This is a genomic window from Thermostichus sp. MS-CIW-41 (assembly GCF_054058915.1).
On sequence record NZ_JBSSBO010000007.1, the window covers coordinates 45,490 to 70,940 of the forward strand.

The window sequence follows — 25,451 nt, forward strand, 5'->3', positions numbered from 1 at the left end:
TTTGCAACATTTGGCGGATATCCCCAGAGATAACCTAGGCTTAACCTCGTTTTAACTAAACTAAAAACAACTGGCCTTTGGAAAACCGGGCAGGCAAGTTTGTAACTCCCAACGTCGAGACGGAGAAAGCGGCGCTGGCCAGAATTCAGCTCAACGAGCGTTTGCTGGGGGTCGATCCGGATCCTATTGGGGAAGACTCTTACCCTATTGTGGGCTACACCTGGATCCTTGCCTACAAGGTTTACCCCAAAGCGGAGACTTCCAACGCTGTCAAAGAGTTTCTCCGCTACGGCCTCACTGAGGGGCAGGCTTTCGCTGAGCAGTTGGGATATGTCCCTCTGCCGGAAGAAACGCGGCAAAAAGCTCTGGCTGCGCTAGAAGGCATTACCCCGTAAAAACTCTTACCAACCACTTCTGGCTTCAGGCGGATGAATACCTTTTTTTCTGACAGCAGTTCTATGTTTCAGCCTCGACCGGTTTTCCAGCGCCGGCGCGACCAGGTTTTTATCTGGGCCACACGGATCGCAGTGTTTTTCTCAGCCTTTCTGCTGCTCTGGATTGCTCTGGAGATCGGCATTCAGTCTTTGCCAGCTATCAGCAAGTTTGGACTGAGTTTCTTCTGGAGCACCACCTGGGATCCGGTCGAGGACGTCTATGGGGCCTGGCCACAGATCTACGGCACGCTAGTGACTTCTCTCATCGCTCTGATTGTGGGGGTTCCTTTTAGCTTTGGCATCTCTATTTTTCTGAGCGAGGATTTTCTTCCGAAGTCCTTGCGTCTGGCTCTGATCATTGTGGTTGAGCTGTTGGCGGCTATTCCCAGTGTGGTGTTCGGCATTTGGGGATTGTTTGTCTTCATCCCCTTCTTCCGCCCCGTTCAGATGTTCCTGTACGAGAACTTCAATTGGCTTCCCATTTTCAGCACACCACCGATTGGGCCGGGGATGCTGACGGCAGGGGTTGTCTTGGGGATCATGATCATCCCCATCATCACGGCCATCGCCAGAGAGGTTTTGGTGGCTGTTCCTCCTGAGCTGCGCGCGGCTGCCTATGCGATGGGGGCTACGCGATGGGAAGCTATTTTTGGAGTGGTACTACCGGCTGCGATTGGGGGTATGTTGGGGGCTGTGGTGCTGGGTTTGGGACGCGCCCTGGGCGAGACCATGGCGGTGGCAATGCTGATTGGCAATGCGCGGGGGATTAGAGTCTCGCTTTTGGCCCCTGCCAGCAACATCCCTGCATTGCTGGCCAGCGAGTTTGCAGAAGCAGCCGACGAGCAGATCTCGGCTCTGATGTATGCGGCTTTGATCTTGCTGGTCATTACGCTGGTGGTCAACATCATCGCTGAGCTGATGGTTCGTCGGGTCAAGTTTGCTTTGACGGCTTCTCGGGAGTAGAGGAACATGGCGACACAAGTGGCAGCACAGGCCAATTTGTTCAAACGCAAAGTCAGATCCAAGCGCGTCGTGCTGGACTGGGTGATGACAGGCCTGATCTTTGCTTCCAGCATTTTTGCGATTGTTGTGCTCGCTTCCATCCTTTACTATGTTTTCGTCAATGGCATTGAGCGCTTCAATTGGCAGACCTTAACCCAGCTTCCTCCTCCTCCTGGCGATCAGGTAGGTGGCTTTGGCAACGCAGTGCTGGGGACGATCATTGTGGTATCGATTGCCATCTTGATCTCCTTCCCAACTGGCTTGTTTGCTGCGATTTACCTTTCGGAGTTTGGACAGAACAGCTCAACAGCCTCGGCTTTGCGCTTCGTCATCAAGGTTCTGACCGGGGTTCCCTCCATCATTTCCGGGGTGTTTGCCTATGGGGTGCTTGTGCTCTCCACTAAGACCTTTTCTGCCCTGGCGGGTGGGGTAGCTCTATCGGTGCTGACTTTGCCGATCATCATCCTCTCCTGCGAGGAGGCTCTGCGCTTGGTGCCGGCGGATACTCGGGCTGCTGCCTATGCTCTGGGCGCTTCCCGGGTGCAGACCGTGTTTCGAGTTGTCTTGCCGGCTGCCTTGCCGGTGATCCTAACGGGGGTGACTTTGGCCATTGCCCGAGCAGCAGGGGAAACAGCGCCTCTAATCTTCACCGCTCTGTTCAGTTTCCTATGGCCCGATGGTTTGCTGAAGCCAGTAGCTTCGCTGGCGGTGCTGATCTACAACTTTGCCATTGTTCCCTTCGAGAACCAGCAGAAAATTGCTTGGGGAGGAGCCTTGGCTTTGGTGATTCTGGTTTTGATCACCACGATCAGTTTCCGGCTGCTGCTGAGTCGTCGTCAGGAAACCATTACTATCTGATCTGGTTCTTCTGAGATTTTTGCCTCACTATTCTTCGATTTTGAGTTTGGGTTCTGAAGCAACGTCTACCTCTGGTATTCCTATGCGCCCTCCATTTCCCGGCACTCCTGATTCCTCTAAGAAGTCTGCCAAGTTAACTGTTGAGCTGGAAACGCAAGCAGTCAGTGTTTACTACGGCTCTCATTTGGCGGTGAAGCAGGTTTCTCTGAAGATTCCCAAGAATCACATCACTGCTTTTATTGGCCCTTCCGGCTGCGGCAAGAGTACTTTGCTGCGCTGCTTTAACCGCATGAACGATCTGATCCCGGGGGCGAGAGTAGAGGGATCCGTAATTTTTCACGGGAAAAACATCTACGATCCCGATGTAGATCCTGCTGAAGTGCGGCGGCGAGTTGGCCTGGTGTTCCAAAAGCCCAACCCCTTCCCGAAGTCCATCTACGACAACATTGCCTTTGGGCCACGGGTCAACGGCTACCAAGGAGACTTGGATGAGCTGGTAGAGCGCGCATTGCGTCAGGCCGTCCTCTGGGACGAGGTGAAAGACAAGTTGAAGACGAGCGGCCTCTCCCTTTCGGGGGGACAGCAGCAGCGCCTCTGCATTGCCCGCACCTTGGCCATCCAGCCGGAGGTTATCCTGATGGACGAGCCCTGTGCCTCGTTGGATCCAATCTCCACGTTGCGCATTGAGGAGTTGCTCAAGGAACTGGGCCGTCGCTACACGATCATTATCGTTACCCACAACATGCAGCAGGCAGCGCGGGTCTCCGACTTTACCGCCTTCTTCAACACTGAAGTCGACGAAGAGGGGTTTCGCTACGGACGGCTGGTGGAGTTTAACCGCACTGAGAAAATCTTTAACTCTCCCGCCCATCGGGAAACGGAAGAGTACGTGAGCGGACGGTTCGGCTAATCTGCTGTTGGCGATCCCTCAATTCTGGTCAGTTGGGATCCCGCTCGCCTATTCTAATGGGCGGGAAGATCTATGCAAGGTGAGGCACCGGCGAGATGGCCAAGCGGGTGCGTCTGGATAGCTGGTTGGTGGAGCGCGGATATTTTTCCTCACGCCAGCAAGCGCAACGCTCCATTTTGGCAGGAGAAGTCTTTCTAAATGGGGTGCGGGCGGAAAAGCCTGGAACCTGGGTGAGCGGGGATCCGACGGTGCAGATCCAGTCTGGGCCTGCTTTTGTCTCACGGGGGGGAGAAAAGCTACAGGGGGCGCTGCAAACTTTTCCTGTTCAGGTGCAGGGTCGTATTTGTTTGGATGCGGGCATTTCCACAGGAGGTTTTACAGACTGCTTGTTGAAACGGGGAGCCCAGCGGGTCTACGGAGTGGATGTGGGCTATGGGCAACTGGCTTGGTCTCTGCGAACCGACCCACGGGTCATCCTCAAGGAACGAACCAATCTGCGCTACCTGCAGCCTGTCGATCTCTACGGAACGGAGGTGCCTACTCCAAGCTGGCCAGATCTGGCAGTGGTGGATCTCTCTTTTATTTCCCTAACCAAGGTGTTGGATCCTCTCTGGAACCTGTTGCGCCCGCCGCGGGAAGCTTTGTTGCTGGTGAAGCCCCAGTTTGAGGCGGGCCGAGACCAGGTGGGTAAAAAGGGGGTGGTACGGGATCCGGTTGTCCATGCCCGCGTGCTGGAGACGGTGATGCGCTCGGCCGTGGCCCAGGGCTGGCAGGTGCAAGGCTACACGTGGTCGCCCATCACTGGCCCTGCCGGCAATATCGAGTATTGGCTCTGGCTGGCTGAAGGAGAAGGGATCCCTCTCCCCAGCGGCAGTGCGCTACAACAGATGAGCGAGCAGGCAAGAGCGACCCTACACGGGTAGCTTGTCGATTTTGTCAATAGGTTGATGTGCTGGGTTGGGGGAGATGAGCCAAAAAATTGAAGAATTGTTTCAGGAAGGGATTCGGCGCTATGAATCCGGGGAAGCAGCCAAGACGTTAATTCCCTCTTTTGAGTCGATCTGTAAGGGATCCCCAAAGGCGGCGGCGGCTTGGACGTGCTTGTCCTGGCTTTATCTTCTGGAAGGTCAGGCGGAAAAAGCTCTGAAGGCCGCTCAAACTGCTGTAAAGTTGGATCCGGTGGATGCCCAGCCCCGTGTGAATCTGACCCTAGCCATGCTGGAGCTGAAAAAAACCGGGGTACGCCAGCAGGTGGAGGCCATTAAGCAAATCTTGGCACGGGATCCCGAGCAGATTGAGGGTGTCAAATCCAACCTGCAAGAGGGAGGGAACCGCCGTCCTGCTTGGCCCCACTTGAGCAAGATTTACAACTGGCTCTTTGAAGAAGATTAAGTGACCCTATTCCTTGTTTTGCAACAAGACTTTAGGAAAATCTAGAGCTTTTTATTTTAATCTACAACTCTTAGCGATGTTCTCATGGAGTTGGTGCTAAACTTCTTGTACCCAATAGCAATATGGGATCCATTTATCGATAGGGGTTAGCTCTCGTCGCTTCTCTTCCCCGGCCTCAGTTGATTGATGAGATTGAACTCCGGGCTGGCGCGAGATGCTTAGCTCGGCGGTGGCTGCACTTCAATTGCAGTGGTGTTGCACTGCCGCCGCTTCCATAGCCACTGAATCGAGTCCCGTTTTCCAACCTCACTTTTTTGACCCCTTTGACTGCAGATGGGAGGAACTTTAAGATGAACCGTCAGACCGTTTGGGTTAAGAGCGATACCCGAAACCACCAAGGCTATTTCATTCCCCAGTGTGAGTATACTTTGGTCGAGGCCGACCAAAACGGCTGGGCGCTGATCTGTGCGGACAATGCCCGCTGCTATTATGTGGATCCCGAACAACTCTGGTTTGAGGCGGGATGAGAACTGTTGCTGCCTATTCAGGGCTGCTTGACTTCGAGGGAGTTCTGTAGAAACGCGGGCTCCCCATCATACATTCTCCCCATGCCGTTGGGCAGGGTTTTTTTCATGGGATGAGGATTGGCCCGTCATGCCTGTACACAGAACGGGCTTTAGGCTGGTACCTTGGGGCTTCTTCGACCGCAACCCGACAATCAATCTAGCGGAGCCGGCCCGATACTCGACTGGAATCTGGTTCAAGTTCAACTTTCAATACAACTTTCAATACAGAGGGTCTGGTCTGTCCCAGGCCCTTTTTGACTGCCACTTAGGGAGATTCCCAGGGTTAACCCCGCTCTCGCATGGCTTCGGCCAGCAGCCGGGCCACTTCTGGTCGAGAAAACTCCGGCGGGGGCACTTCACCGCGGCGCAGCATTTCCCGCACCTTGGTACCTGAGAGGTGAATGCGCTGGTGAGGCTGGCTGGGGCTGGTCTTGGCCGTGGCCATGGTGCCGGTGACGGTGCAATAGAAAGCATGTTCAAACTTCAAGGGAATGATGCCCAGCTCCCCCGGCTGGAACTCATCGAAAATGTGTTGGGCATCGTAGGTACCGTAGTAGTTCCCCACCCCGGCGTGATCCCGCCCCACAATGAAATGGGTACAGCCATAGTTTTTGCGAATGAGAGCATGGAAAATAGCCTCGCGGGGGCCGGCGTAGCGCATCGACGCAGGGTTGATGGCCAAGATCACCCGCTCCTTGGGGTAGTACTTTTCGATCAACACCTCGTAGCAGCGCATACGCACATCGGCGGGAATGTCATCGCTTTTGGTAGCCCCCACCAGCGGGTGCAAAAATAGCCCGTCCACAATCTCCAAGGCACATTTTTGGATGTATTCATGGGCGCGGTGGATGGGGTTGCGGGTTTGGAAGCCTACAATGGTTCTCCAGCCTCTTTCCCGAAACAGTTGCCGCGATTGGGCCGGGTCAATCTGGTAGGCCGGAAAAAGAGGGTGGGGATCCCGCTGCAGGAGGGTGACGGGGCCGGCCAAATAGACGGATCCCTGCTCGTAGAGCACCTTTACCCCTGGATGTTGCTCATCGGTGGTGCGATAAACTTGCCGGGCTTCGCGGGTTTTGTCGTAGGTGAATTTCTCCGTCAGCTCCAGTAGGCCCAGGATCTTGCCCTCGGCACTGGCCAAGGCAATCATTTGCCCCTCTTTCAGACCCGCTGCCACTTCTGAGGAGACCGGCAGGGTGACCGGCAGCGACCAAGCCAAGCCATTGGCCAGGTGCATTGTTTCCAGAACGGCCTGGTAATCTTCCCGCCCCATAAACCCCGTTAGCGGGCTGAAGCCCCCGATAGCGATCATCTCCAGATCCGATTGGGCCCGCTCGTCGAGATAGAGGATGGGGCAATGTTCGGCTTTGGAACGCAGCTCCTGCGCCTGCTCAGGCGGGGCAATGCGGTTGATCAGGGTGCCCCCGTGGGGCGGAATGGCATCACCAGAAGGGAGAGTCGATGGAGATTGGCTCATGGGAAGGGCAGCGGGAACAAAGGTTATCCAATCCAATATCCAACTATCGGATCCCAGATCCCCAGAAAGTGGGGAAGAAAGCACAGGTCGGGCTGAAAGCAGGCGGGAGCAGAACAGATGGAGACCCCATCCAGGCTCACACCCTCAGGGATCCCTTCCATCCCGGTCAATCCAGCAGATAGGGAGGCATGCTTTCATCGGTGGCCGATACGTTGTCGAAGATGGGCCGATTCATGATCTTCTTTTGCGCGTGCAGAGGCGAGGATTGGGGTTTGGGCTGAATGATGGGGGCTTGCTCTTTGGGTTTCCGTAACTCCTGGATGGTTTTGGCCCGCTCGTCCGCGACCGCTTGCAACTGCGCCAGCGCCTTTTGCAATTCGTCCCGATGGGCAGTGACTTGCTGCAATTGAGCTTGCAGGGTAGAGACTTTGTTTTGGTAGTCCTGCAAGAGTTGTTGAGCTTCGGCCAGTTGGCTTTTGAGGGCTGCAATTTCCGGCAATTCTGGGGTTGGTTCTGGGGGAGACTGAGAAGACATCGTTGTCGGCTCCTCACCTGTGGGAGTAGACTCTGCGGAGGTGGGCTCTGAACTGGTTTTAGCACCGGCCTTGCGCCGAATTCCGCCGGAGCGGCGGGAAGTTTCCCCCGACGAAGGAAAGAGGCTACGGTCAGATCCGGTCACAAGAGCACCTCGTGTTCAACCAACTGTAGCAGCCGCTGACACACCGCCGACCCAGGCCGATAGTCCATCACCGTCAAGCCGTAGTCAAAGGCGATGCGCAAATCGCTGCTATCTGGAATGGTAACGGGTGAAAGCACATCCGCAAAAATCTGTTGCGCTTGCACGTACAATTGCCCGGTATGGGATCCCGACCAAATGCCCCCCGGCAGATAGCGGTCGTCCAGCATTGTCAAAATGGCGCGGGCTTGGCTTAGCTGGCCTTTCAGGGCCTCAATGTAGCGCAAGGTTACTTCCGCGCAGGAGAAATCGGCGCGGTTGAGCCGTGTCGGGATCAACACCCGCTGGGCCACCCGCAGGGCATTGGCGGTGAGGGCATTCAGTTCTCCCGGCGTATCGAGAAAGATGAAGTCGTAGTCCGGCAGCAAGGGATCCAGTTGGCGCTGCAACAGATTCTGCCCCATCTCTCCGGCAGCAGCCAGTTGGGCCGCCACTTCCGCCATGGTGCTGTGGGAGGGCGCCACATCTACCCCCTTGTCGGTGCAGTAGATCACCTCTTCCAGAGGACGTTGGTGTTGCGGGTGTAAGCTGGCCCAAACCGTTTCCGGTGCCGCCAGGGATCCGGCCCCTTCCAGGTAAAGGTTGCTGGCGGTGGCCTGGGACGTGAGATCGATGAGCAGAACTCGGTATCCCCGTTGGGCCGTCAACTGAGCCGCGTGGACGCAGAGGGTGGACTTGCCGGTGCCCCCTTTGTTGTTGGTAAAGGCCAGGATACGCGCCATCAGCTCTCCCTGCATTCTGTCTTGCCAACTTGTTCCCCTTCCCGAGCAGCCTGGCCAGATTGGACAGGACAGTCGTTGAGGTGGCCCCGCAGCAGTCTATGCTATTGGGTGTAGCCTGGTGGAGGACAACCATGCGCGATGTACTGGCGATCATCTTGGGAGGTGGGCGTGGCACCCGACTTTATCCCCTGACCAAGCGCCGCGCCAAACCCGCTGTGCCCCTGGCCGGCAAATACCGCCTCATCGACATCCCGGTCAGCAACTGCATCAACTCCGACATCGAAAAAATCTACGTCCTCACCCAGTTCAACTCGGCCTCTCTGAACCGCCACATCGTCAACACCTACCGCTTGTCCCCCTTCACAGGCGGCTTTGTGGACGTTTTGGCGGCCCAACAAACCCCTGACAATCCCGATTGGTTCCAAGGCACCGCCGATGCTGTCCGCCAATACCTCTGGCTGATGGACTCCTGGAAGCCGCGGGACTTCCTCATCCTATCTGGGGATCACCTCTACCGCATGGACTACCGCCCCTTCATCCACCATCACCGGCAGGTTGGGGCCGATGTGACGCTGGCGGTGCTCCCCTGTGAAGAAAAAGTGGCCTCGGGTTTTGGCTTGCTCAAGCTTGGCGAGAACGGTCGCATTGTGGATTTCAAGGAAAAGCCAACAGGAGATCTGCTGAAAGCCTGTCAGGTGGACACCCAAGCCCTCGGCCTCAGCCCGGAAGAAGCCAAAGCCAAGCCCTACATCGCCTCCATGGGCATCTATGTATTCAAGCGAGAAGCTCTGATCGAGATGCTCAAAGTCAAGGAGCACACCGACTTTGGCAAAGAGGTGCTGCCGGCAGCCATCGGCAAGTACCATCTGCAAGCCTACCTCTTCAAGGGTTACTGGGAAGACATCGGCACCATCGAGGCTTTTTACCGGGCCAACCTGGCACTGGTGCAGCAGCCCAACCCGCCCTTCAGCTTCTTCGACAGCGAAATGCCCATCTACACCCGCCCGCGCTTTTTGCCCCCCAACAAAATCCTCGACTCCCAGATTGTCAACTCCATGATCGCCGATGGTTGCATCATCAAAAACGCCCAAATTCGCAACTCCATCATCGGCATTCGCAGCCGCTTGGAGGCCAACACCATCATCGAAAACACCCTGGTGATGGGAGCCGATTACTACGAGTCGGTAGAAGAGCGGCAGGCCAGGCTGGAGGAAGGGATCCCACCGGTGGGCATCGGGGCCAACTCTCACATTGTCAACGCCATCGTGGATAAGAATGCCCGCATTGGGCGCAATGTCCGCATCCTCAACAAGGATCACGTCACCGAAGCGCAGCGGGAAGAGGAAGGGATCTGGATCAGCAACGGCATCGTCACCATCATCAAAGACTCGGTGATCCCGGACAACACCATCATTTGAGGGGGAAACAGGCCGGCCCTGGCCGAGAAGGGGGCAGGATGGGGCTGACAGGCCCTTGCGCAGAAACGGCGAGGCTTTTTCTGTTAAGATGGATACCGAGAGCTTCAAAACAAAAGACTGTGAGATCGCTGGAGTGTGTTTAGTAGAATTTCATCAGTTGCCGCTTTGGAAGTTTACGATCCGCAATTGATCTGCCGCTATTACCGCTGGCGCCTGCCCCAAGTGATCGGTCGGGCGCTGGCCATTCTCTGGCCTTTCTTGTGGTTTGTCCTCTGTTTGCGCTGGGATCAACTGTGGGGACACACTGATCGCAATGTGGGACGGCGCTCGGTGCAGTTGCGAAAGCTGCTCACCGACCTGGGGCCAACGTTCATCAAGGTGGGTCAGGCCCTCTCCACCCGCCCCGATCTGGTGCGCAAAGACTACCTAGAAGAACTCACCCAACTGCAAGATCAACTGCCGCCATTTCCTTCCGAGCAAGCATTTGCCCGCATCGAATCCGAGTTGGGCCGTCCGATTGCCGAGATCTTTGCCCAGATCTCTCCAGAGCCGGTGGCTGCTGCCAGTTTGGGCCAGGTTTACAAAGCGCAGTTGCACAGCGGCGAATGGGTGGCGGTGAAGGTGCAGCGACCCCATCTGCGAGAGCAGTTGAGCCTGGATCTGTACCTGATTCGCTGGGCCTCGACATGGCTGGGCCCCTGGCTGCCCTTAAACCTGGGCAGTACTTTGACGGCGGTGGTCGATGAGTTTGGCCGCAAGCTTTTTGAGGAGATCGACTACCTGCACGAAGGGCGAAACTGCGAGCGCTTCGCCGAATACTTCCGCGACGATCCGGATGTGTACGTGCCGCGCATCTTCTGGGCTTACAGCACCCGCCGGGTTCTGACCCTGGAGTGGATCGACGGCATCAAGCTGACGGATGTGGAGCGCATTCGAGCAGCCAACCTGGAGGTGAAACAATTGGTGCGTATCGGGGTGGTTGCTGCCCTCAAGCAATTGCTGGAATACGGCTTTTTCCACGCGGATCCCCACCCAGGTAACTTGTTTGCCCTCACCGATGGCCGTATGGCCTACATCGATTTCGGCATGATGGATCAGCTTACCGAGGAAATGAAGGAGTACTTGGTGGATGCTCTGGTTCACCTGGTGGATCGCGACTACAACGCCCTGATCGATGACTTTATTCATCTGGGCTTTTTGCAGTCGGATGTCGGCCGCCAAGAGCTGATCCCCGCCTTGGAAAAGGTGCTGGCAGACGTGCTGACCCAAGAGGTGGTCAACTTTAACTTCAAAACGGCCACAGATCAGTTCTCCGACTTGATGTACCGCTACCCCTTTCAGGTGCCCTCCCACTTTGCTCTGGTGATCCGCTCTTTGGTGACCCAAGAGGGAGTAGCCCTCAGCCTCTATCCCCAGTTCCGCATCGTCGGTGTGGCCTATCCCTATGTGGCCAAGCGCCTGCTGACGGATGAATCGCCGCGTATTCGCCAACGGCTGCTGCAAGTGTTGATCAAGGATGGTAAGTTCCGCTGGAACCGCCTGGAGAACCTGATTCAAATTGCCCGCAGCGATGGGGGATTGGATTGGTTACCCACCGCCCAAACGGGTTTGCGCTACCTGATGTCGGAAGAGGCCCGCGATCTGCGTCGCCAGTTGGTGCTTTCCCTCACAGAAGATGATCGCCTTCACTTTGAGAAGCTGCAGCGTTTGTGGCAGTTGCTCAGCCCTGAACTTTCCCCAGCTTACCTCTGGCAGGCAACGCTGAGATCCCTACCCTCGACCGGCGATCTGCAACACACGTTTGCCGAGTTGAGGGAGCAGGTGCAAGCCCATCTGGAACATCTTAGCCGCTGGCGGCTACCTCAACCCTGGTCGGATTTGCTGGCAGGAGTGGGACAGGAAAGGTAGAACGGAAGAAGATGACTCAAGTTTATTGTTATTGAGCTGGACAAAAGCGTGGCAGATCAGAAAGGTGACTTCATTGCGGGTGTAGTGACTGGCGCCCTGTTGGGAGGGATCATCGGCGGGGTCATTGGGTTTGTGCTTGCCCCTCGACTCAGAAAGGGATCCGCCGAAGGCCAACGCCGGGATCCGGATCGTCTCAACGGCACCTCCGCAACCCCTGAACGACCGCGCCTCAGTGCTTCGGGTGAGTCGGCCATGTCCAGCGACTGGAAGAAGTGGGAAAATGAGGCAGAACGCATTGCTCAAGCCCGCCGCACTCTAGAGGCCAAGATTGCCGAGTTAAACGAGGCGATTCAGGCCATGCGCACGCAATTGCTCGTCAAGGAAACCTCTTCCAGGGCTGTTGAGGAAAAGCCTTGAGCAGGGGATCCCTGTCCATGCCAAACTAGAGGCGGCAGCGGCTTTCCTCTCTAGGTTCTGCCATCCTCTCTCGGCTGAGTTGCGATCCTGGGCCAGGTCTGCCTCTGGCGAAGGTGCTTCAGCTAGAAATCGCAGGAGCCCCGCACTGTACCCGTAGGGTCAGTGCCGGGAGGAATGCGAGGTTACAATAGAACCATGACCCAAGTCCTGACCGTCTCCTGCAAGCTCAAGGTAGCCCAGTCGCAAGCCGCCAAATTGGACGCGACGATGGATGCCTTTGTACAGGCATTGAACTGGGTCAACCAAAACACACCAGAAAAAGTAGTCAACGCAGTCAAACTCCAATCCCTTTGCTACTACGAGATTCGAGCCCGGTTTGGCTTGTCCAGTAACTTGGCTCAACAGGTGTGCAGACGGGTAGCGGGTTCCCGCAAAGTGGCTAAGCAGAAAAAGCGTCCCGTCAAGGAGTTTAAGAGCAGCTTTGTTACCTACGACGCTCGCATCTTTTCGTTCCGTCAAAAAGACTGGACGGTGTCGCTGACCACGGTGGAAGGGAGAGAACGCTTTGAACTGGTCATTGGCAACTACCAGCGTGGGATGCTGGCTGGTTCCAACCCAAAAGCTGCCACGCTGGTCAAGCGCAAAGATGGCTCCTACTACATCCAGATTTGCGTAGAGAAAAAACCACCCAAGCAACAAGATACCGACAAGGTGATCGGGGTGGATTTGGGCAGGACGGATATTGCCCATACGTCAGAGGGGGACAACTGGAATGGACAGCAGTTGAACAGAGTCCGCGACCGCTACTCCCGGTTGAGGGCGGTACTCCAACGCAAAGCCAGTAAGGGCACACGCAGTTCGCGGCGCAGATGCAGAGAACTGTTGCAACGGCTGTCTGGCAAGGAGAGGCGCTTTCAAGTGTGGGTCAATCATCGCATCTCCAAAGCTATTGTCTCCAGGGCAAAGGCTACCAACAGCGCTCTTGCTCTGGAAGACCTGACAGGGATCCGGGAAAGGGTCAATCAACAGCCACGCAGCAAAACCGAAAGGCGCAGGGCCAACAGTTGGGCGTTCTACCAGCTACGCCAGTTTCTGGAATACAAGGCGAGGGTTGCAGGGGTTTCTCTGATTCTTGTGCCGCCTGCCTACACGTCGCAGACCTGCCACCGGTGTTTGCATATCCATCCCGACCCTGCGCAATCCTACCGCAGTGGGAAGAAGTTTAAGTGTGGGCACTGTGGATGGGAAGGAGATGCGGACTTGAATGGTGCAAACGTAATTGCGCTCTTGGGGGCTGCTGTAAACCAGCCTAGAGGTTCGGGCCTGTTTTGTTCTCTGGTAGAGCAGAGCAGGCTCAGGGCTACTGAAAGCCCGCTCCGTACCGCTTAGCGGTCGGAGCCGGGTAGTTTACCTTAATGGATGTTGAGTTGATCGAGTTGTTTCCCTACTTTTCCCAACCATGATGCTCAGTCACTTGTTGTCTCCTCTCGCTTGGGTGGACGGCCTCTCCCTGGGGTTGGTCTACGGCACTGCCGCGTCTTTGCTGTTCCGCTCCCTTTACCAGTTCATTGTCATTTACAATGCTCTGCTGATCGTGCGGATTTTGCTGAGCTGGTTCCCGCAACTGAACTGGTCTAACCCCATCCTGTCGGTGCTCAGCCAACTCACCGATCCCTATCTCAACCTGTTCCGCGGCATCATTCCCCCCATTGGTGGCTTGGACTTTTCCCCCTGGTTGGCCTTCATTTTGCTCAGTTTTGCCATGCAGGTGGTGGGCCAGTTTGCCTAGCCGCTGTAGCACTGGATTCATCTGGATAGGCCGGGATCCCTTTACGATGGAGAGCTGCTTTTTTCGTTGCCCGCCATGCAGATCCCCGGCGTTGCCCACTACTGGCTGCTGAATGCTCAGGTTCCCCTGTCGGTACTGAAGGAGGCGGTGCCAGGAGCTGTTCCCAACCGCGATAACCTGGTGTTGCTGGATCTGGAAATCGAAGGGGGGCAGATCCGCCAAATCCAGGCGGCAACAGGGATCCCGCCCCAGGGGATCCCCAGCGTGGATCTAAGGCGGGGCCAGGTGTGGCCGTGTTTTGTGGACATCCATACCCACCTGGATAAGGGGCATGTGTGGCCGCGCACCCCCAATCCCGATGGCACCTTTGCCGGGGCGAGTCAGGCCGGCCAGGAAGATTGGGCGAAGATGGAGCAAGCTTATGGCAGGGATCCGGAGCAGTTTCGGGAGGATCTCTACCGTCGCTTCAGCTTTGGTTTGCGCTGCAGCTATGCCCATGGATCCCAGGCGGTGCGCACCCATCTGGCCTGTGAGAACCCTCAAGTTATGGGGGCCAACTGGGAGGTGTTTGTTCAGCTGCGCCGAGAGTGGGCGGGCAAGCTGGAACTCCAGGCGGTCACGCTTCTGAGCTTGGATGCCTTTCTCACCCCTGCAGGGGAAAAGCTGGCGGACAAGGTGGCGGAAGTGGGCGGGATCCTGGGTGGGGTGGCGGCGATGGGGCCGGAACTGGATCGGCAATTGGATCGGGTGTTTGCCCTGGCCAAAGAGCGGGGCTTGGCTCTGGACTTTCATACGGATGAGACGGATGATCCGGGATCCCTCACATTGAGACACGTAGCAGCGGCGGCCTTGCGCAACGATTTTCCCCATCAGGTGGTGTGTGGCCATTGCTGTAGCCTAGCTGTGCAACCCCCGCAAGTGGCCCACAAGACCATGGCCATGGTTAGAGAGGCGGGGATCGCCGTGGTCAGCCTGCCCATGTGTAACCTGTACTTGCAAGCCCGTAACCCCGGCCATACCCCCCGCTGGCGGGGAGTGACGCTGCTGCACGAGCTGAAAGCCTTGGGCGTGCCGGTGATGATAGCCAGCGATAACTGTCGGGATCCCTTTTATGGCTTTGGGGATCACGACGGCCTGGAGGTGTTCCGGGAGGCCACCCGCATTTTGCACCTGGATACCCCCTATGGGGATTGGCCACAGGCGATTACCACCACCCCTGCCCGCATCATGGGCTTGACCGAGCGAGGGCAAATTGGGGTGGGCTTGCCGGCAGATCTGGTGCTGTTCAAAGGACGTGGCTTTGACGAGCTGCTCTCGCGACCCCAACATGACCGGGTGGTGTTGCGTCAGGGGCAGGCCATCGACACGACTCTGCCGGACTACAGCGAACTGGACGACTTGATGGAGAAGGTGGGGACAGCGCTCAGCTCCGAGAAGTAGAGCGGGGTCACAGTCGTTTCAAGTTAGATTAAGACACTTCCCAATTGCTCCACGGTGCCGCCCCAGCGTTCCGCGCCGCTGCCACAACCACCACCTCCAGGCAAAGGGAGAGAGGAGCTAGTGCACAATGCTAAGGAAAAAGTTTCATTCCCGCTTAAAAATGACTATGCGGATTGTCCTCGAACTCCAGGGTGCAGAACTTTAAGGTTCGGCAGTTTTCCGCTACCGTGCGCCTCACGCTCTCCGGTAAGCCTTCCGGTATTTCCGCGTCGATTTCCAGGGTAATTTTGACAGTGGCTCCTGGCAGATTGGTCAGGTGCCGGATGACCTCGTCGGCAAGGGTTGCAACATCTCTGTTGACCCGCAGGGGATCCATTTCCACCCTGCCGTAAAATCGCCTCGGCAACGCCGGCTGGGAAACTTGATTTCCTTGATTCGTAACTGGGGAATCCTCCTCGCCGGGGCCAGGAAGAGGCGGAGTGCTGTCTGGGAAGATGCAGGGCGCCTTTGGGGAAGGAACTTGAAGGGCTTCCAATTGACGGCGGGCAACCTCTGGCTTGACCAGCAGGCTGTTGGAACCGATGCTGGGCTTGACTATGGCTGCCACTTGCAAGCCGAGGTATTTGCCTTTGGACTCATCGAAGGCCTCTGCGTAGGCAAAGCTATCCTCCCAAGCAGTTGAGGCTACCCCGTCTTCTACAGCTCTTAGAAGAACGGATGGGTCTTTCAAGCGGGGTAGGTAGAGGTACTGGGCCAGGCATTCCCACAGTCGTTTGAGATCGATGTGATCAGCCTCGCGCCAGAGGAATCTATCCAGCGTATCCAGGCGGAGGGTGATGGCAGAGTAAGCGGTAACCAGATCCCCCTCGTGGACAGCTTTGCGGCTGGCTTGCAAAATGGGGGAATCTTGCCCCTGCAGTCGGCATTCTTTCCACTCTAGACTGCCTTGGGGATCAGGCTGGGCTGGGATCAGCAGCCATTGATAGGTTTCCCGCAGAGCAGCCTCAACAGCAGCCTCGGATTGGTGCAGCTTGGTATTGGCTTGGGCGGTTTGGAAGGCATCTAGGTTGAGGAGATCTTTGTCTTCCAGGATCCCTTTCCAAGCTAGGTATTGGGCGGTATTGCGTTCTAGGCTTTCCAGGCGGGTTTTGTCGGGCGCCAAAAACAGCAGCATGTTCCTGTAGTAGCGGGGGCCGCTGCCGCGACGCTGGAGGGCCTGCTCAGCCCAGACTCGCCCAGGGCTATCCTGGCTACCCCGGCTATGGGAATACTGAGGATGCAGGATCACCAGCCGCACGCCTAAAGTGGGATCGTCGGGAATATCGGCAGTGGAGTCGGGGGCAACGTGAACGGCGCTGAACTCACCGCGATTTCTGTCGGCTTTGAGGCGCCGGATGATCTCTTGGCAGAGGGTGTGGGGCTCGTCCCTCAACAGTTGCTCGGCTCGCTCCTGAGCAGTGCGGTTGACGTTGGGCTGGGTGGAAATCCAGTAGCGACTGCCATCTCCGTATAGGTAAGTTGCCTGGTCGGATAGCCGCCGCAGGGCATCGCCGAAGGTGATGGGGTGTTCTCCCGGTTGCACGCAGCCCAGCTTGATGCGGCGCTCCTCAATGCCGCGGTTGGCGGCCCGCAGGGTGGGGGCGGATCCCATGTAGATGGTGCGGGCAACCCGGCGACAGGCGGAATACCGGCCCAGGTTGGGGTGATCTCGGTCGAGAGTCAGGGGCAGGGAAGTGGGGCCATCCACGTCTTTGTCGATTACCGGCAGCCAGTTGTCGTCTAGGTAGCGGGTCAGCTCTGCTTGTACCTGTTGATCGTCCATGGGGATGTGGGCGGGCAGGATCATCAGGCTGCGGTCATTTCGCTCCCAGAGGGTGTGGATGACCCTGGCCATCAGCCGTAGCACACCGCGGGTGCGTTGAAACTTGTCGAGAGTAGACCAGTCGGAGTAAAGGCGGTCAAACAGCTCTGGATGAATGGGATAAGCAGCCTTGAGGCGGCGTTCGTAGTCACTTTCTTTGCACTCGCTGGGAAATTCCTGGCTTTGGCTGCGATAGAGATCCATGAACGCTTTCACCACGGCATCCCGCTGCACAAATAGCTCGGGATTGGTGAGGGGCTGAAACAGGCGGCGGCGGACAATTTCAAAGCTTTCTTCAGCGCTCGCGGGCCGCCAAGGGGATTCCACCCGGCCAATGGCATTTCTCAGGCGAACCAGAGCTTCTTTGCCCCGCTCCCCGCCAATTTCGATATCCGAAGAAGGAAGGCTCACCACCAGCAGTGTATCTTTTGCGTTCTTGGCCGATTCGCTCAGGGTTTGGGCAAAGGTAAACTGGGTGTCGAAACTGCCGCCGGCTAGGTCAGGGCTGTCGTGGAGTTGGCGAGCATAGGCCACCCACTCATCGATTAGGATCAGGCAAGGGGCATAGCGGTTGAACAAGACTTTAAGCGCATCGCCGGGGTTGGTGGAAGTTGCGTCGGCCTGCTGCACCCGCGCATAGCCTTCGGCACCTCCCAGTTGCCAGGCCAACTCCCCCCAAAGGGTGCGGATCAGGGGGCGGTTTTGCTGGGCGTGCCCAGGCTTGTAGGAGGGAATGCCGCTGGGCTGGAGCTTGTTCCCCACCAGGACGGCTATCCTGACGTTTTGAGGTGGTCTCTGCAGGCCGACGGCTTGGAGAAGAGACTCTGTGCCGGGTAGGGGGCCCTCACCCCTAGCCCCTCTTCCAAAGAGGTGGTAGAGGGCAAGCATGGCGTGGGTTTTGCCGCCGCCAAAGTTGGTCTGCAACTCTATCACGGGATCCCCCCCTTGGCCGCTGAGGCGCTTCAGGGCATTGGTGAGCAGTTGTTGCAATCCCTCGGTAAGGTAGGTGCGGCGGTAGAACTCGACGGGATCCCGGTACTCATCCGAACCTTCGCCCAGGTAGACTTCCCAAAGATCGGCGGCAAATTCGGCTTGTTGGAAGCGACCTGAAGCCACATCGGGGTGGGGAGTGGCAACCTCGCGCCAGGGCTTGAGGCCAGCCTGGGGCTGACCTTCTGTAGGGGATCCCATAGCGCGACGGCTTTCCCGCTTGGCCTGTTCTTCGAAGCGCAGTCGCAGTAGCTCTTGTTTTTGTTTTTCAACTTCGGCAGCTTGGGGGGCAGCAATGGCGCTCAGCAGTCGGGCAACGCTATCGAGGGCGCGATAGGCATCGTCAAAACCAAAAGTGCAGGTGTGGGCCCAGGTGTTGCGGGTATTGCGCAGCTCGCTGACTAGGGTGCGCTCCGCTTGTCCCAGAGTTTGCCTGAAGACGGTGTTCCACTGCTCCCACATGAGAGTCAGCAGCGCCAAAACATCTTCCTCCAGGATCTGCTCAGGACTTTTGAATTTGGGAGAGCTCTCGGGCAGGTTGTCGGCGACAACTGTCAGCCACTTCTCTCCATGGAAGGCTTGCATCTCCCGCACGACAAAAGGATAAAGCCCCTGCCGCAGAAGGTTGAGGGCGCGTCCAACTCGTTCGTGGTTGCTGATAGCCATAAGTGATTGAATGAAATTGAAGTTAGGGGGTGGGTCGATTATTTCCAGATTAAAGTGAGATCCACAACAAAGCCAGGGAGAACCGGATCCCCAGACAAGCTAGTAGGCCGCTCCAAAACTTGCACCAGCTGACCTGGGCGGTAGACGTAAACCCGCTGGCTTTCTGGATCGATCAGCCAGCCCAGTTGGGATCCGTTGTCTAGGTACTCCTGCAGCTTGGCCTGAAGGATAGCCAGCTCGTCAGTGGGGGACTTCAGTTCCAGCACAAAGTCGGGGCAAAGAGGAGCAAAGCGACGACGCTGCTCCGGGGTAAGCTGCTGCCAGCGCTCTTTGGCAATCCAAGCGGCATCGGGAGAGCGGATGGCCCCATTCGGCAGGGCAAAGCCCGCGGAAGAGTCAAAGACAAAACCTAAGTTCTTGCCTCGATTCCACTGCCACAGTTGGCCCAGCAGGTCGGCATTGCGGAATCCAGTTTCGCTGCCTGCAGGGGCCATGGCAATCAGTTCTCCTTGGGCAGTGCGTTCCAGGCGCAGCTCAGGATTTTGCCGGCAAAGCTGTTCGAAAACTTCATCGGTTAAATTCAAGGCCGGTTGCAGGTTGAGGGCAATCATAAGCTTTGCCTGCAGAGCAACTCAGGGCCCGGGGGCGCTACTCCCAGATTAAAGTGAGATCCACAACAAAGCCAGGGAGAACCGGATCCCCAGACAAACTAGCAGGTCGCTCCAAAACCTGTACCGGCTGACCTGGGCGATAGACGTAAACTTGGCCCTTTTCTGGGTCAATTAACCAGCCCAGTTGGGATCCGTTGTCCAGGTACTCCTGCAGCTTGGCCTGAAGGATAGCCAGCTCGTCAGTAGGAGACTTTAGTTCCAGCACAAAGTCAGGGCAAAGAGGAGCAAAGCGACGGCGCTGCTCTGGGGTAAGCTGCTGCCAGCGCTCTTTGGCAATCCAAGCGGCATCGGGAGAGCGGATGGCCCCATTCGGCAGGGCAAAACCTGCAGAGGAGTCAAAGGCTACACCAAGCTGGGTTTGCCGGTTCCACCGCCAGAGCTGGGCGCTGAGGCTCAAGTTTTGACGGCTGCTTTCGCTGCCTGCAGGGGCCATGGCAATCAGTTCTCCTTGGGCAGTGCGTTCCAGGCGCAGCTCAGGATTTTGCCGGCAAAGCTGTTCGAAAACTTCATCGGTTAAATTCAAAGCCGGTTGCAGGTTGAGGGCAAGCATCATCTTCTTTGGGCAAAACTCTCAGAGTACGTGGCCTATGGCTCGTATTAATTCCCTAAGATGGAGCGTATTTTTTGGCGAAGGGCACGAAGGGCTGGACTTCTACCCAGATCTCGACTTTGGGCCAAGACTTCTGGCACCCACTCTAAAATCGGTAGCTGAGGAAAGGTTGGGCTGGTGGCAGAAGCCTGATATTGGCCGGATTGCAGGATGTAGATGGTTAGCTGGTTGCCTTGATAAACCCAAAGTTCGGGCACTCCTAGGCGGGTGTAAGCCTCAATCTGGGTTTTGGAAGTAACATCCACTTCGATGGCCAGATCCGGAGGCGGGTCAACAGATAGATCCAGCCGATCTTTGCCAATCACGGCCTGGTGATTTTGGATATAGAAGCATTCATCAGGTTCGATCCCGTAGTTCATTGCTTGCTGTTTGAAGGTAGCTGACCCAAAACATTCGCAGTCAACTTCCAGTTCCTCTAGCAAGATTTTGACAATGTCTCCAATGATGGATTTTTCTCGCTCATGCTTGGGTGAGGGCATTCTGATTTCCAATATCCCATCGCTGTAGGCAATGCGGCTGGCTCGCTTTTCGCCCAGCTCATCTAGGATGGCTTCAAAGTCTAACCAATTCAGATTGTGAATCAGCAGGCGCTGGCCGGGTGGGATGGTGAGTTGTCGAAGCTGGAGGGTGACCATCGTCTGGTTGGGTGTAAGGATAGAAATCTGTAAACTACCCGGCTGCGACCGCTAAGTGGTACGGAGCGGGCTTTCAGTAGCCCTGAGCCTGCTCTGCTCTACCAGAGAACAAAACAGGCCCGAACCTCTAGGCTGGTTTACGACAGCCCCCAAAAGCGCAATCACATTCGCACCATTCAAATCCGCATCTCCTTCCCATCCACAGTGCCCACACTTGAACGACTTGCCACTGCGGTAGGACTTGCCCTGCTCAGGGTGGATGTGTAAGCACCGGTGACAGGTCTGCGACGTGTAAGCAGGCGGCACAAGAATCAGAGAAACCCCTGCAGCCCTCGCCTTGTATTCCAGAAACTGGCGTAGCTGGTAGAACGCCCAACTGTTGGCCCTGCGCCTTTCGGTTTTGCTGCGTGGCTGTTGATTGACCCTTTCCCGGATCCCTGTCAGGTCTTCCAGGGCAATAGCGCTGTTGGTAGCTTTTGCCCTAGAGACAATAGCTTTGGAGATGCGATGATTGACCCACACTTGAAAGCGTCTCTCCTTGCCAGACAGCCGTTGCAACAGTTGACGGCATCTGCGCCGCGAACTGCGTGTGCCCTTACTGGCTTTGCGTTGGAGTACCGCCCTCAACCGGGAGTAGTGGTCGCGGACTCTGTTCAACTGCTGTCCATTCCAGTTATCTCCTTCCGATGTATGGGCAATATCTGTCCTTCCCAAGTCCACCCCGATCACCTTGTCGGTATCTTGTTGCTTGGGTGGTTTTTTCTCTACGCAAATCTGGATGTAGTGGGAGCCATCCTTCCGCTGGACTAGGGTGGCCGATTTGGGGTTAGAGCCAGCCAGCATTCCCCTCTGGTAGTTACCAATGGCTAGCTCAAAGCGTTCTCTCCCTTCAACCGTGGTCAGCGACACCGTCCAGTCTTTCTCGCGGAATGAAAAGATACGTGCGTCGTAGGTAACAAAGCCGCTCTTAAACTCCTTGACGGGACGCTTTTTCTGCTTAGCCACTTTGCGGGAACCCGCTACCCGTCTGCACACCTGTTGAGCCAAGTTACTGGACAAGCCAAACCGGGCTCGAATCTCGTAGTAGCAAAGGGATTGCAGCTTGACCGCGTTGACGATCTTCTCCGGCGTGTTCTGGTTGACCCAGTTCAAGGCTTGGCCAAAAGCCTCCAAAGTCGCGTCCAATTTGGCGGCTTGCGACGGGGACACCTTGAGCTTACAGGATATGGTCAGGACTTGGCTCATAAGTTCATTGTACTTCATCAAAGCGCATTCCTCCCGGCACTGACCCTACGGGTACAGTGCGGGGCTCCTGCGATTTCTAGCTGAGGTCTTTTAGGCTTTGCTTCCCCCAGAGGTAGGGGGCTAAAGCAAGCTGGGCTGGAAAGGATCATGCTGCTTTTTCTTCATTTCGGATGCTAGCCGGTTAATTTCCGGCCAGGCAATGACGAGAGTGTTATAGGCTAGGGCTTCTTGAGTCCAGCCTTTCTTTTCGCAGAGGGTATAGAGCCGATAGGCCAGATCGCGGGCAACCGCACCTCTATCTCCCAAGGCAGCCAGGAGAGCGGCGGCTCCCATTTCCCCTTTCTGATCGAGGGTGTGGATGAGGGTCTGGGTGATGAGCCAGGCGGAGGAAGCAAGGAGCAAGGAGAGGGAATCTGCTCCCTTTTCTTTTCTCTGGGCTATTTCCTCTCTTCTCAACAACCGCACCTTGCCGGCCTTGGCTTCTAGGATCCCAAGTTCCTCAAGGGACTCAATGCTGACGTTTCTGGCCTTGCTGAGGACTTCTGCTTCCCCGTAGGGGCCTGGCTCAAATTGATATTGGGCAAACCAAGTGGTGGCCCAGCGGCTGCCCTCATCGAGTTCCCCTTCTTGTTCGCTGAGATATTCATCTAGGTACTGGTTGATCAGTTGCAGGGCAGTGCGGACGGTCAGGGGCGAGCCATCGCTTTCCAAAACTGCAGCGTAGCGGGAATAGATGGCCATGCCGGGGCCGATGCTGGCTTGGGCCAAGTCCACAGGCGCAATGCTGCCCTGCTGCAGAAGCTTGAGAGCCTCAGGCAGTTCGCGCTTCAGTTCGGCAAGGAATTGGCGACGGGTAGCCTTGGGCGCATCGGCGGGGCGGGGACGACAGACGAGGACAATCGAGGAAGCGAGAGCGTTGGAACCAATATTGCGGGTTCTGGCTTCTCTTTCTGTTCTCATCGGCCAAGTGCCATCAATGCTGAAGTTGGATTGAATCAGTCCTTCCAGAATCGTTTCCCAACCGGTAGAGACTCTGCCCATGGGTTCTGTGCCGCTAACGCGAACACCCCTAGCCCTTCTCCCAGAGGGGGAGAGGGGAACTGGATCGTCTATATCCTCATCTTCTTCCCCTTGCTCCACTTGGGAGAGAGAATCGGGGGATGAGGAGTCTTCTTCCGTTTGCTTGAGAGCGTAGTAAACTGTAACGGGATAATCGGGATGATTCAGACGGTTAACACGCTGGAAAACTTTGATTAGGCTGGCTTCAAAAAATTCCTTAGCCCTTTCCTTGCTGCCATGTCGGAAATGATCAGCAACCATTTCTTGAGCTTTGGGGACTAAAACGGTATTGAAAATGGTGGGATAGACAGGGACAAGGGAGCGCCGCAGCCAAACATAGAAGAAATCCGACAGATCGGCATAGGGCACGGAATCATAGTAGGGCGGGTCCGTGGAGATGAGTTTGGGGGTGGTGTCCTGGGGGTGAGGAGCTGTTGCGTCGTGTTGGGTAACTTCGGATTGAAGGGGAGAGTCTAGCTTGGATAAAGCCTCAACAATCCAGGCAACTCCTGTGTCAGTCCAGTTTCCGCAAGAAGAGCTAAATAGATTAGCTTCCGTGAAATCCCATATCATTGGAAGGGCTTGTCTGGCAAACGTGTTACGTGTCGCTTCTACGCTGTTTCGCCAACTGACCAGTGCTGAATTAGCATCAACTGCTTTACTAACAGCAAACGCCAAATAAACGCTAATCGCCTCTCCGTAGGCCCTTGCGCCTGTGCCGCCCTCAGCCAGGGGCACATCGTCATTGGGTAGTCCGGCAGCAGTCGCGTCAGCGGTGCGTAGCACCTTGGCATCGGCGATGGCCTTTTCCCGTGCTTCCGCCACCAAGTCGCTGAAAGTGGTGAGGGCCACCAGTTGCCGGGGGGTGAAGAGGTCGGCATGTTTTGTCATGCCGTAGCGGGGGGCAGCCATGTACTGCGGATGAGTGGATAACTCAGTATCCGGTTTCCAACTGGGTTGAGCCGAATTGGCAATTGCCTCGTGCTCTGGGGTGGGATCCAGGTACACTCTGCCGTTTGGTCCCTCTGCCACTATGGCCATCATCTGGGATCCCATGCGTCCGGCCTGACCCTCTTTGCGGATGTACTCCAGTGGTACAGGTGTTCCGCAGGCAATGCAGCGTGCCCCTCTGCGGCCTGCGGTTCCCTCCGGCGCTTGACCCTTACCTGACTTGACCACAAACCGGATTGAGGGAGCAGAAGCGCTCTCTCCCCCATTCACCACCACCGGCTCTACCCAAGCCTCTTTCCCCTTCTTCGTCGAAAGCTGAAACGATCGCACCAACGGCATCTGACAGCGGCAGGCTGGATTTGGACAGGTCACCGTCCGCGCCCACAACCAGGCAATCACCGTCAACTCCTCTGTGCCTAAGGGGTTTGAACAGGGAGGATAGAGATGTCCAATGCGTTCAAAGGCTTGTTTCCGCATCCAAGCCCCGTAATAGCGGACGTCTGCTGCCAATCCTTGGGCACCCCGCCAGGCTGAGATATGCTTCTTAGCCCGATCTTCAGGGTTGATGGGGGCTTTGTCCTTAAACTTCGGTGGAATCTCGATCAATGCCTTGTTGATCAGCACCGCCACCGGGTTGAGATCGCTGGCATGGGCCTCTAACCCCAAGCGCTGCGCTTCCAACGGGATGGATCCGCCACCGGCAAAGGGATCGTAAACGGGCGGCGCGTACTTGGCGATGTATTCTCTAACTGCTGCCGGATCCGTAGGGGGCTCTTCTCCTCGATCCCAGGCCAGACATCGGGCAATTTCTCGCTGCGCTGCCTCCAGCACGCCGGAGTTGGGATCGTTCACGTCATCCCAGGACACCAGACCCCGCACGACCCGCTTCCCCTGTTCGATCTCTATGCGGCCCAGGATGTTGAACAGCCGCTGCCGCTCTCGCTCTTGGTCGGCCTCGGTGGGGAACTTGTCCGGCCAACTGGAAGGGTCATCGACCAGGGAAGCCCAGAGCACTGCCCGACAGGCTGCTAGGGGTCGCCGCGCCCACCAGAGATGTAGGGTGCTGGGGTGACCATGGCGGATGGATTTCTCGCGAGCCGATTCCAGATTGATGGCTTCGAGGGGCAGGGCAACTTCAATCAGCTTCTTGCGGCGGCTCATTAGACAAAGGTCAGCTAGAAATTGCAGGAGCCCCGCACTGTACCCGTAGGGTCGGTGTCGGGAGGAATGCTATAATAATACTGCGGACACCAGAAACGGTTGTTTAAGGCACTGGTAACGGTCGTTCACCTATGGTGGCGCGTAGCGCTTTGGGGGTGCTGTAAACCACCCCAGAGGTCAAGCCTACGGCTCGCTTCGCGAACGTGGTTGGCTTGCTAACTGCAGGGCTACTAAAAGCCCGCTTCGTACCGCCTAGCGGTTGGTGTCGGGTAGTTTACTCGGGTTAAACAGGCTGCAGTTTAGAGTTTAGTCTGAGGGGAAGGCGGGCTCAACGAAAAGATGGCTCCAGCCTGTTCAAGAACAAGTGACATACTCCCATCACTGACCCTACAGGTACAGCGTGGGCTTCGCGCTTCATCGGGGAGCCTTCGCAAGAACCCTCCACGCGCAGACACGGAATGCCCTACCGCGTAGTTGTACCAGATTCCGGCAACGCCGTTTTATACAACTACTCCCATCATACATCATGTGGGGGT

General features: G+C 56.6%; 22 protein-coding genes and 1 pseudogene. 14 read left to right on the forward strand and 9 right to left on the reverse strand.

Annotated elements, in window-relative coordinates; translation table 11 throughout:
- Positions 1 to 77 precede the first annotated feature (77 nt).
- The 8 genes and pseudogenes from ACVWXE_RS03660 to ACVWXE_RS03695 form a co-directional block, all read left to right on the forward strand.
- Entirely contained in the window at positions 78 to 395 is a 318-nt protein-coding gene (locus ACVWXE_RS03660) for a hypothetical protein (protein WP_457489611.1), read from the forward strand.
- Between the two features lie 33 nt (positions 396 to 428).
- Complete coding sequence (gene pstC, locus ACVWXE_RS03665) at positions 429 to 1,397, forward strand: phosphate ABC transporter permease subunit PstC (RefSeq protein ID WP_457489612.1); 969 nt, start codon at positions 429 to 431, stop codon at positions 1,395 to 1,397.
- Positions 1,398 to 1,403: 6 nt separating this feature from the next.
- Entirely contained in the window at positions 1,404 to 2,294 is an 891-nt protein-coding gene (gene pstA, locus ACVWXE_RS03670; RefSeq protein WP_457467002.1) for a phosphate ABC transporter permease PstA, read from the forward strand.
- An 82-nt stretch (positions 2,295 to 2,376) separates the two neighbouring features.
- Positions 2,377 to 3,204 (forward strand): phosphate ABC transporter ATP-binding protein PstB, encoded by an 828-nt coding sequence (gene pstB, locus ACVWXE_RS03675; protein ID WP_414388053.1) that lies wholly within the window; start codon positions 2,377 to 2,379, stop codon positions 3,202 to 3,204.
- A gap of 95 nt (positions 3,205 to 3,299) precedes the next feature.
- Positions 3,300 to 4,127 (forward strand): TlyA family RNA methyltransferase, encoded by an 828-nt coding sequence (locus tag ACVWXE_RS03680; RefSeq protein WP_457489613.1) that lies wholly within the window; start codon positions 3,300 to 3,302, stop codon positions 4,125 to 4,127.
- A gap of 43 nt (positions 4,128 to 4,170) precedes the next feature.
- On the forward strand, positions 4,171 to 4,596 hold the full coding sequence (locus tag ACVWXE_RS03685) for a hypothetical protein (protein WP_011432703.1): 426 nt from the start codon (positions 4,171 to 4,173) through the stop codon (positions 4,594 to 4,596).
- A gap of 350 nt (positions 4,597 to 4,946) precedes the next feature.
- A complete protein-coding gene (locus ACVWXE_RS03690; RefSeq protein ID WP_414332524.1) occupies positions 4,947 to 5,123 on the forward strand; it encodes a hypothetical protein in 177 nt (58 codons plus the stop codon).
- Between the two features lie 112 nt (positions 5,124 to 5,235).
- Positions 5,236 to 5,328: pseudogene (locus ACVWXE_RS03695) on the forward strand (copper amine oxidase); the annotation flags it as partial.
- 117 nt (positions 5,329 to 5,445) lie between these two features.
- Here ACVWXE_RS03695 and sat read toward each other — a convergent pair.
- The 3 genes from sat to ACVWXE_RS03710 all read right to left on the reverse strand — a co-directional run bounded on the left by sat (position 5,446) and on the right by ACVWXE_RS03710 (position 8,094).
- Positions 5,446 to 6,636, reverse strand: coding sequence for a sulfate adenylyltransferase (sat, locus tag ACVWXE_RS03700; protein ID WP_414423984.1), 1,191 nt, complete (start codon positions 6,634 to 6,636; stop codon positions 5,446 to 5,448).
- A gap of 166 nt (positions 6,637 to 6,802) precedes the next feature.
- Positions 6,803 to 7,171, reverse strand: coding sequence for a hypothetical protein (locus ACVWXE_RS03705; protein ID WP_414329683.1), 369 nt, complete (start codon positions 7,169 to 7,171; stop codon positions 6,803 to 6,805).
- 140 nt (positions 7,172 to 7,311) lie between these two features.
- Positions 7,312 to 8,094, reverse strand: coding sequence for a ParA family protein (locus tag ACVWXE_RS03710; protein WP_457384419.1), 783 nt, complete (start codon positions 8,092 to 8,094; stop codon positions 7,312 to 7,314).
- Between the two features lie 131 nt (positions 8,095 to 8,225).
- Here ACVWXE_RS03710 and ACVWXE_RS03715 point away from each other — a divergent pair, with 131 nt between their 5' ends.
- The 6 genes from ACVWXE_RS03715 to ACVWXE_RS03740 all read left to right on the forward strand — a co-directional run bounded on the left by ACVWXE_RS03715 (position 8,226) and on the right by ACVWXE_RS03740 (position 15,066).
- Positions 8,226 to 9,512 (forward strand): glucose-1-phosphate adenylyltransferase, encoded by a 1,287-nt coding sequence (locus ACVWXE_RS03715; protein ID WP_457445209.1) that lies wholly within the window; start codon positions 8,226 to 8,228, stop codon positions 9,510 to 9,512.
- Positions 9,513 to 9,647: 135 nt separating this feature from the next.
- A complete protein-coding gene (locus tag ACVWXE_RS03720; RefSeq protein WP_457489614.1) occupies positions 9,648 to 11,420 on the forward strand; it encodes an ABC1 kinase family protein in 1,773 nt (590 codons plus the stop codon).
- Between the two features lie 48 nt (positions 11,421 to 11,468).
- Positions 11,469 to 11,837, forward strand: a complete 369-nt coding sequence (locus ACVWXE_RS03725; protein WP_457489615.1) for a hypothetical protein — start codon at positions 11,469 to 11,471, stop codon at positions 11,835 to 11,837.
- A gap of 195 nt (positions 11,838 to 12,032) precedes the next feature.
- A complete protein-coding gene (locus tag ACVWXE_RS03730) occupies positions 12,033 to 13,226 on the forward strand; it encodes an RNA-guided endonuclease InsQ/TnpB family protein (RefSeq protein WP_457489616.1) in 1,194 nt (397 codons plus the stop codon).
- Between the two features lie 70 nt (positions 13,227 to 13,296).
- Positions 13,297 to 13,626, forward strand: coding sequence for a YggT family protein (locus ACVWXE_RS03735; RefSeq protein WP_011432695.1), 330 nt, complete (start codon positions 13,297 to 13,299; stop codon positions 13,624 to 13,626).
- Between the two features lie 75 nt (positions 13,627 to 13,701).
- Positions 13,702 to 15,066 carry a cytosine deaminase gene (locus ACVWXE_RS03740; RefSeq protein ID WP_457489625.1) on the forward strand — a complete coding sequence of 455 codons (1,365 nt, stop codon included), beginning with the start codon at positions 13,702 to 13,704 and terminating at the stop codon, positions 15,064 to 15,066.
- A 154-nt stretch (positions 15,067 to 15,220) separates the two neighbouring features.
- Here the strand turns inward: ACVWXE_RS03740 and ACVWXE_RS03745 are convergent, their stop codons facing one another.
- From ACVWXE_RS03745 to ACVWXE_RS03770, 6 genes are all read right to left on the reverse strand, one after another.
- Positions 15,221 to 18,583 (reverse strand): Swt1 family HEPN domain-containing protein, encoded by a 3,363-nt coding sequence (locus tag ACVWXE_RS03745; protein WP_457489617.1) that lies wholly within the window; start codon positions 18,581 to 18,583, stop codon positions 15,221 to 15,223.
- Between the two features lie 38 nt (positions 18,584 to 18,621).
- Entirely contained in the window at positions 18,622 to 19,194 is a 573-nt protein-coding gene (locus ACVWXE_RS03750; protein WP_414329670.1) for a Uma2 family endonuclease, read from the reverse strand.
- A 37-nt stretch (positions 19,195 to 19,231) separates the two neighbouring features.
- Positions 19,232 to 19,804 (reverse strand): Uma2 family endonuclease, encoded by a 573-nt coding sequence (locus ACVWXE_RS03755; RefSeq protein WP_457489626.1) that lies wholly within the window; start codon positions 19,802 to 19,804, stop codon positions 19,232 to 19,234.
- 47 nt (positions 19,805 to 19,851) lie between these two features.
- Positions 19,852 to 20,499, reverse strand: a complete 648-nt coding sequence (locus tag ACVWXE_RS03760) for a Uma2 family endonuclease (protein WP_414329080.1) — start codon at positions 20,497 to 20,499, stop codon at positions 19,852 to 19,854.
- Between the two features lie 51 nt (positions 20,500 to 20,550).
- Positions 20,551 to 21,744, reverse strand: a complete 1,194-nt coding sequence (locus ACVWXE_RS03765) for an RNA-guided endonuclease InsQ/TnpB family protein (RefSeq protein WP_457489627.1) — start codon at positions 21,742 to 21,744, stop codon at positions 20,551 to 20,553.
- Between the two features lie 120 nt (positions 21,745 to 21,864).
- Complete coding sequence (locus ACVWXE_RS03770) at positions 21,865 to 24,915, reverse strand: DUF1156 domain-containing protein (RefSeq protein WP_457489618.1); 3,051 nt, start codon at positions 24,913 to 24,915, stop codon at positions 21,865 to 21,867.
- Between the last annotated feature and the right edge of the window lie 536 nt (positions 24,916 to 25,451).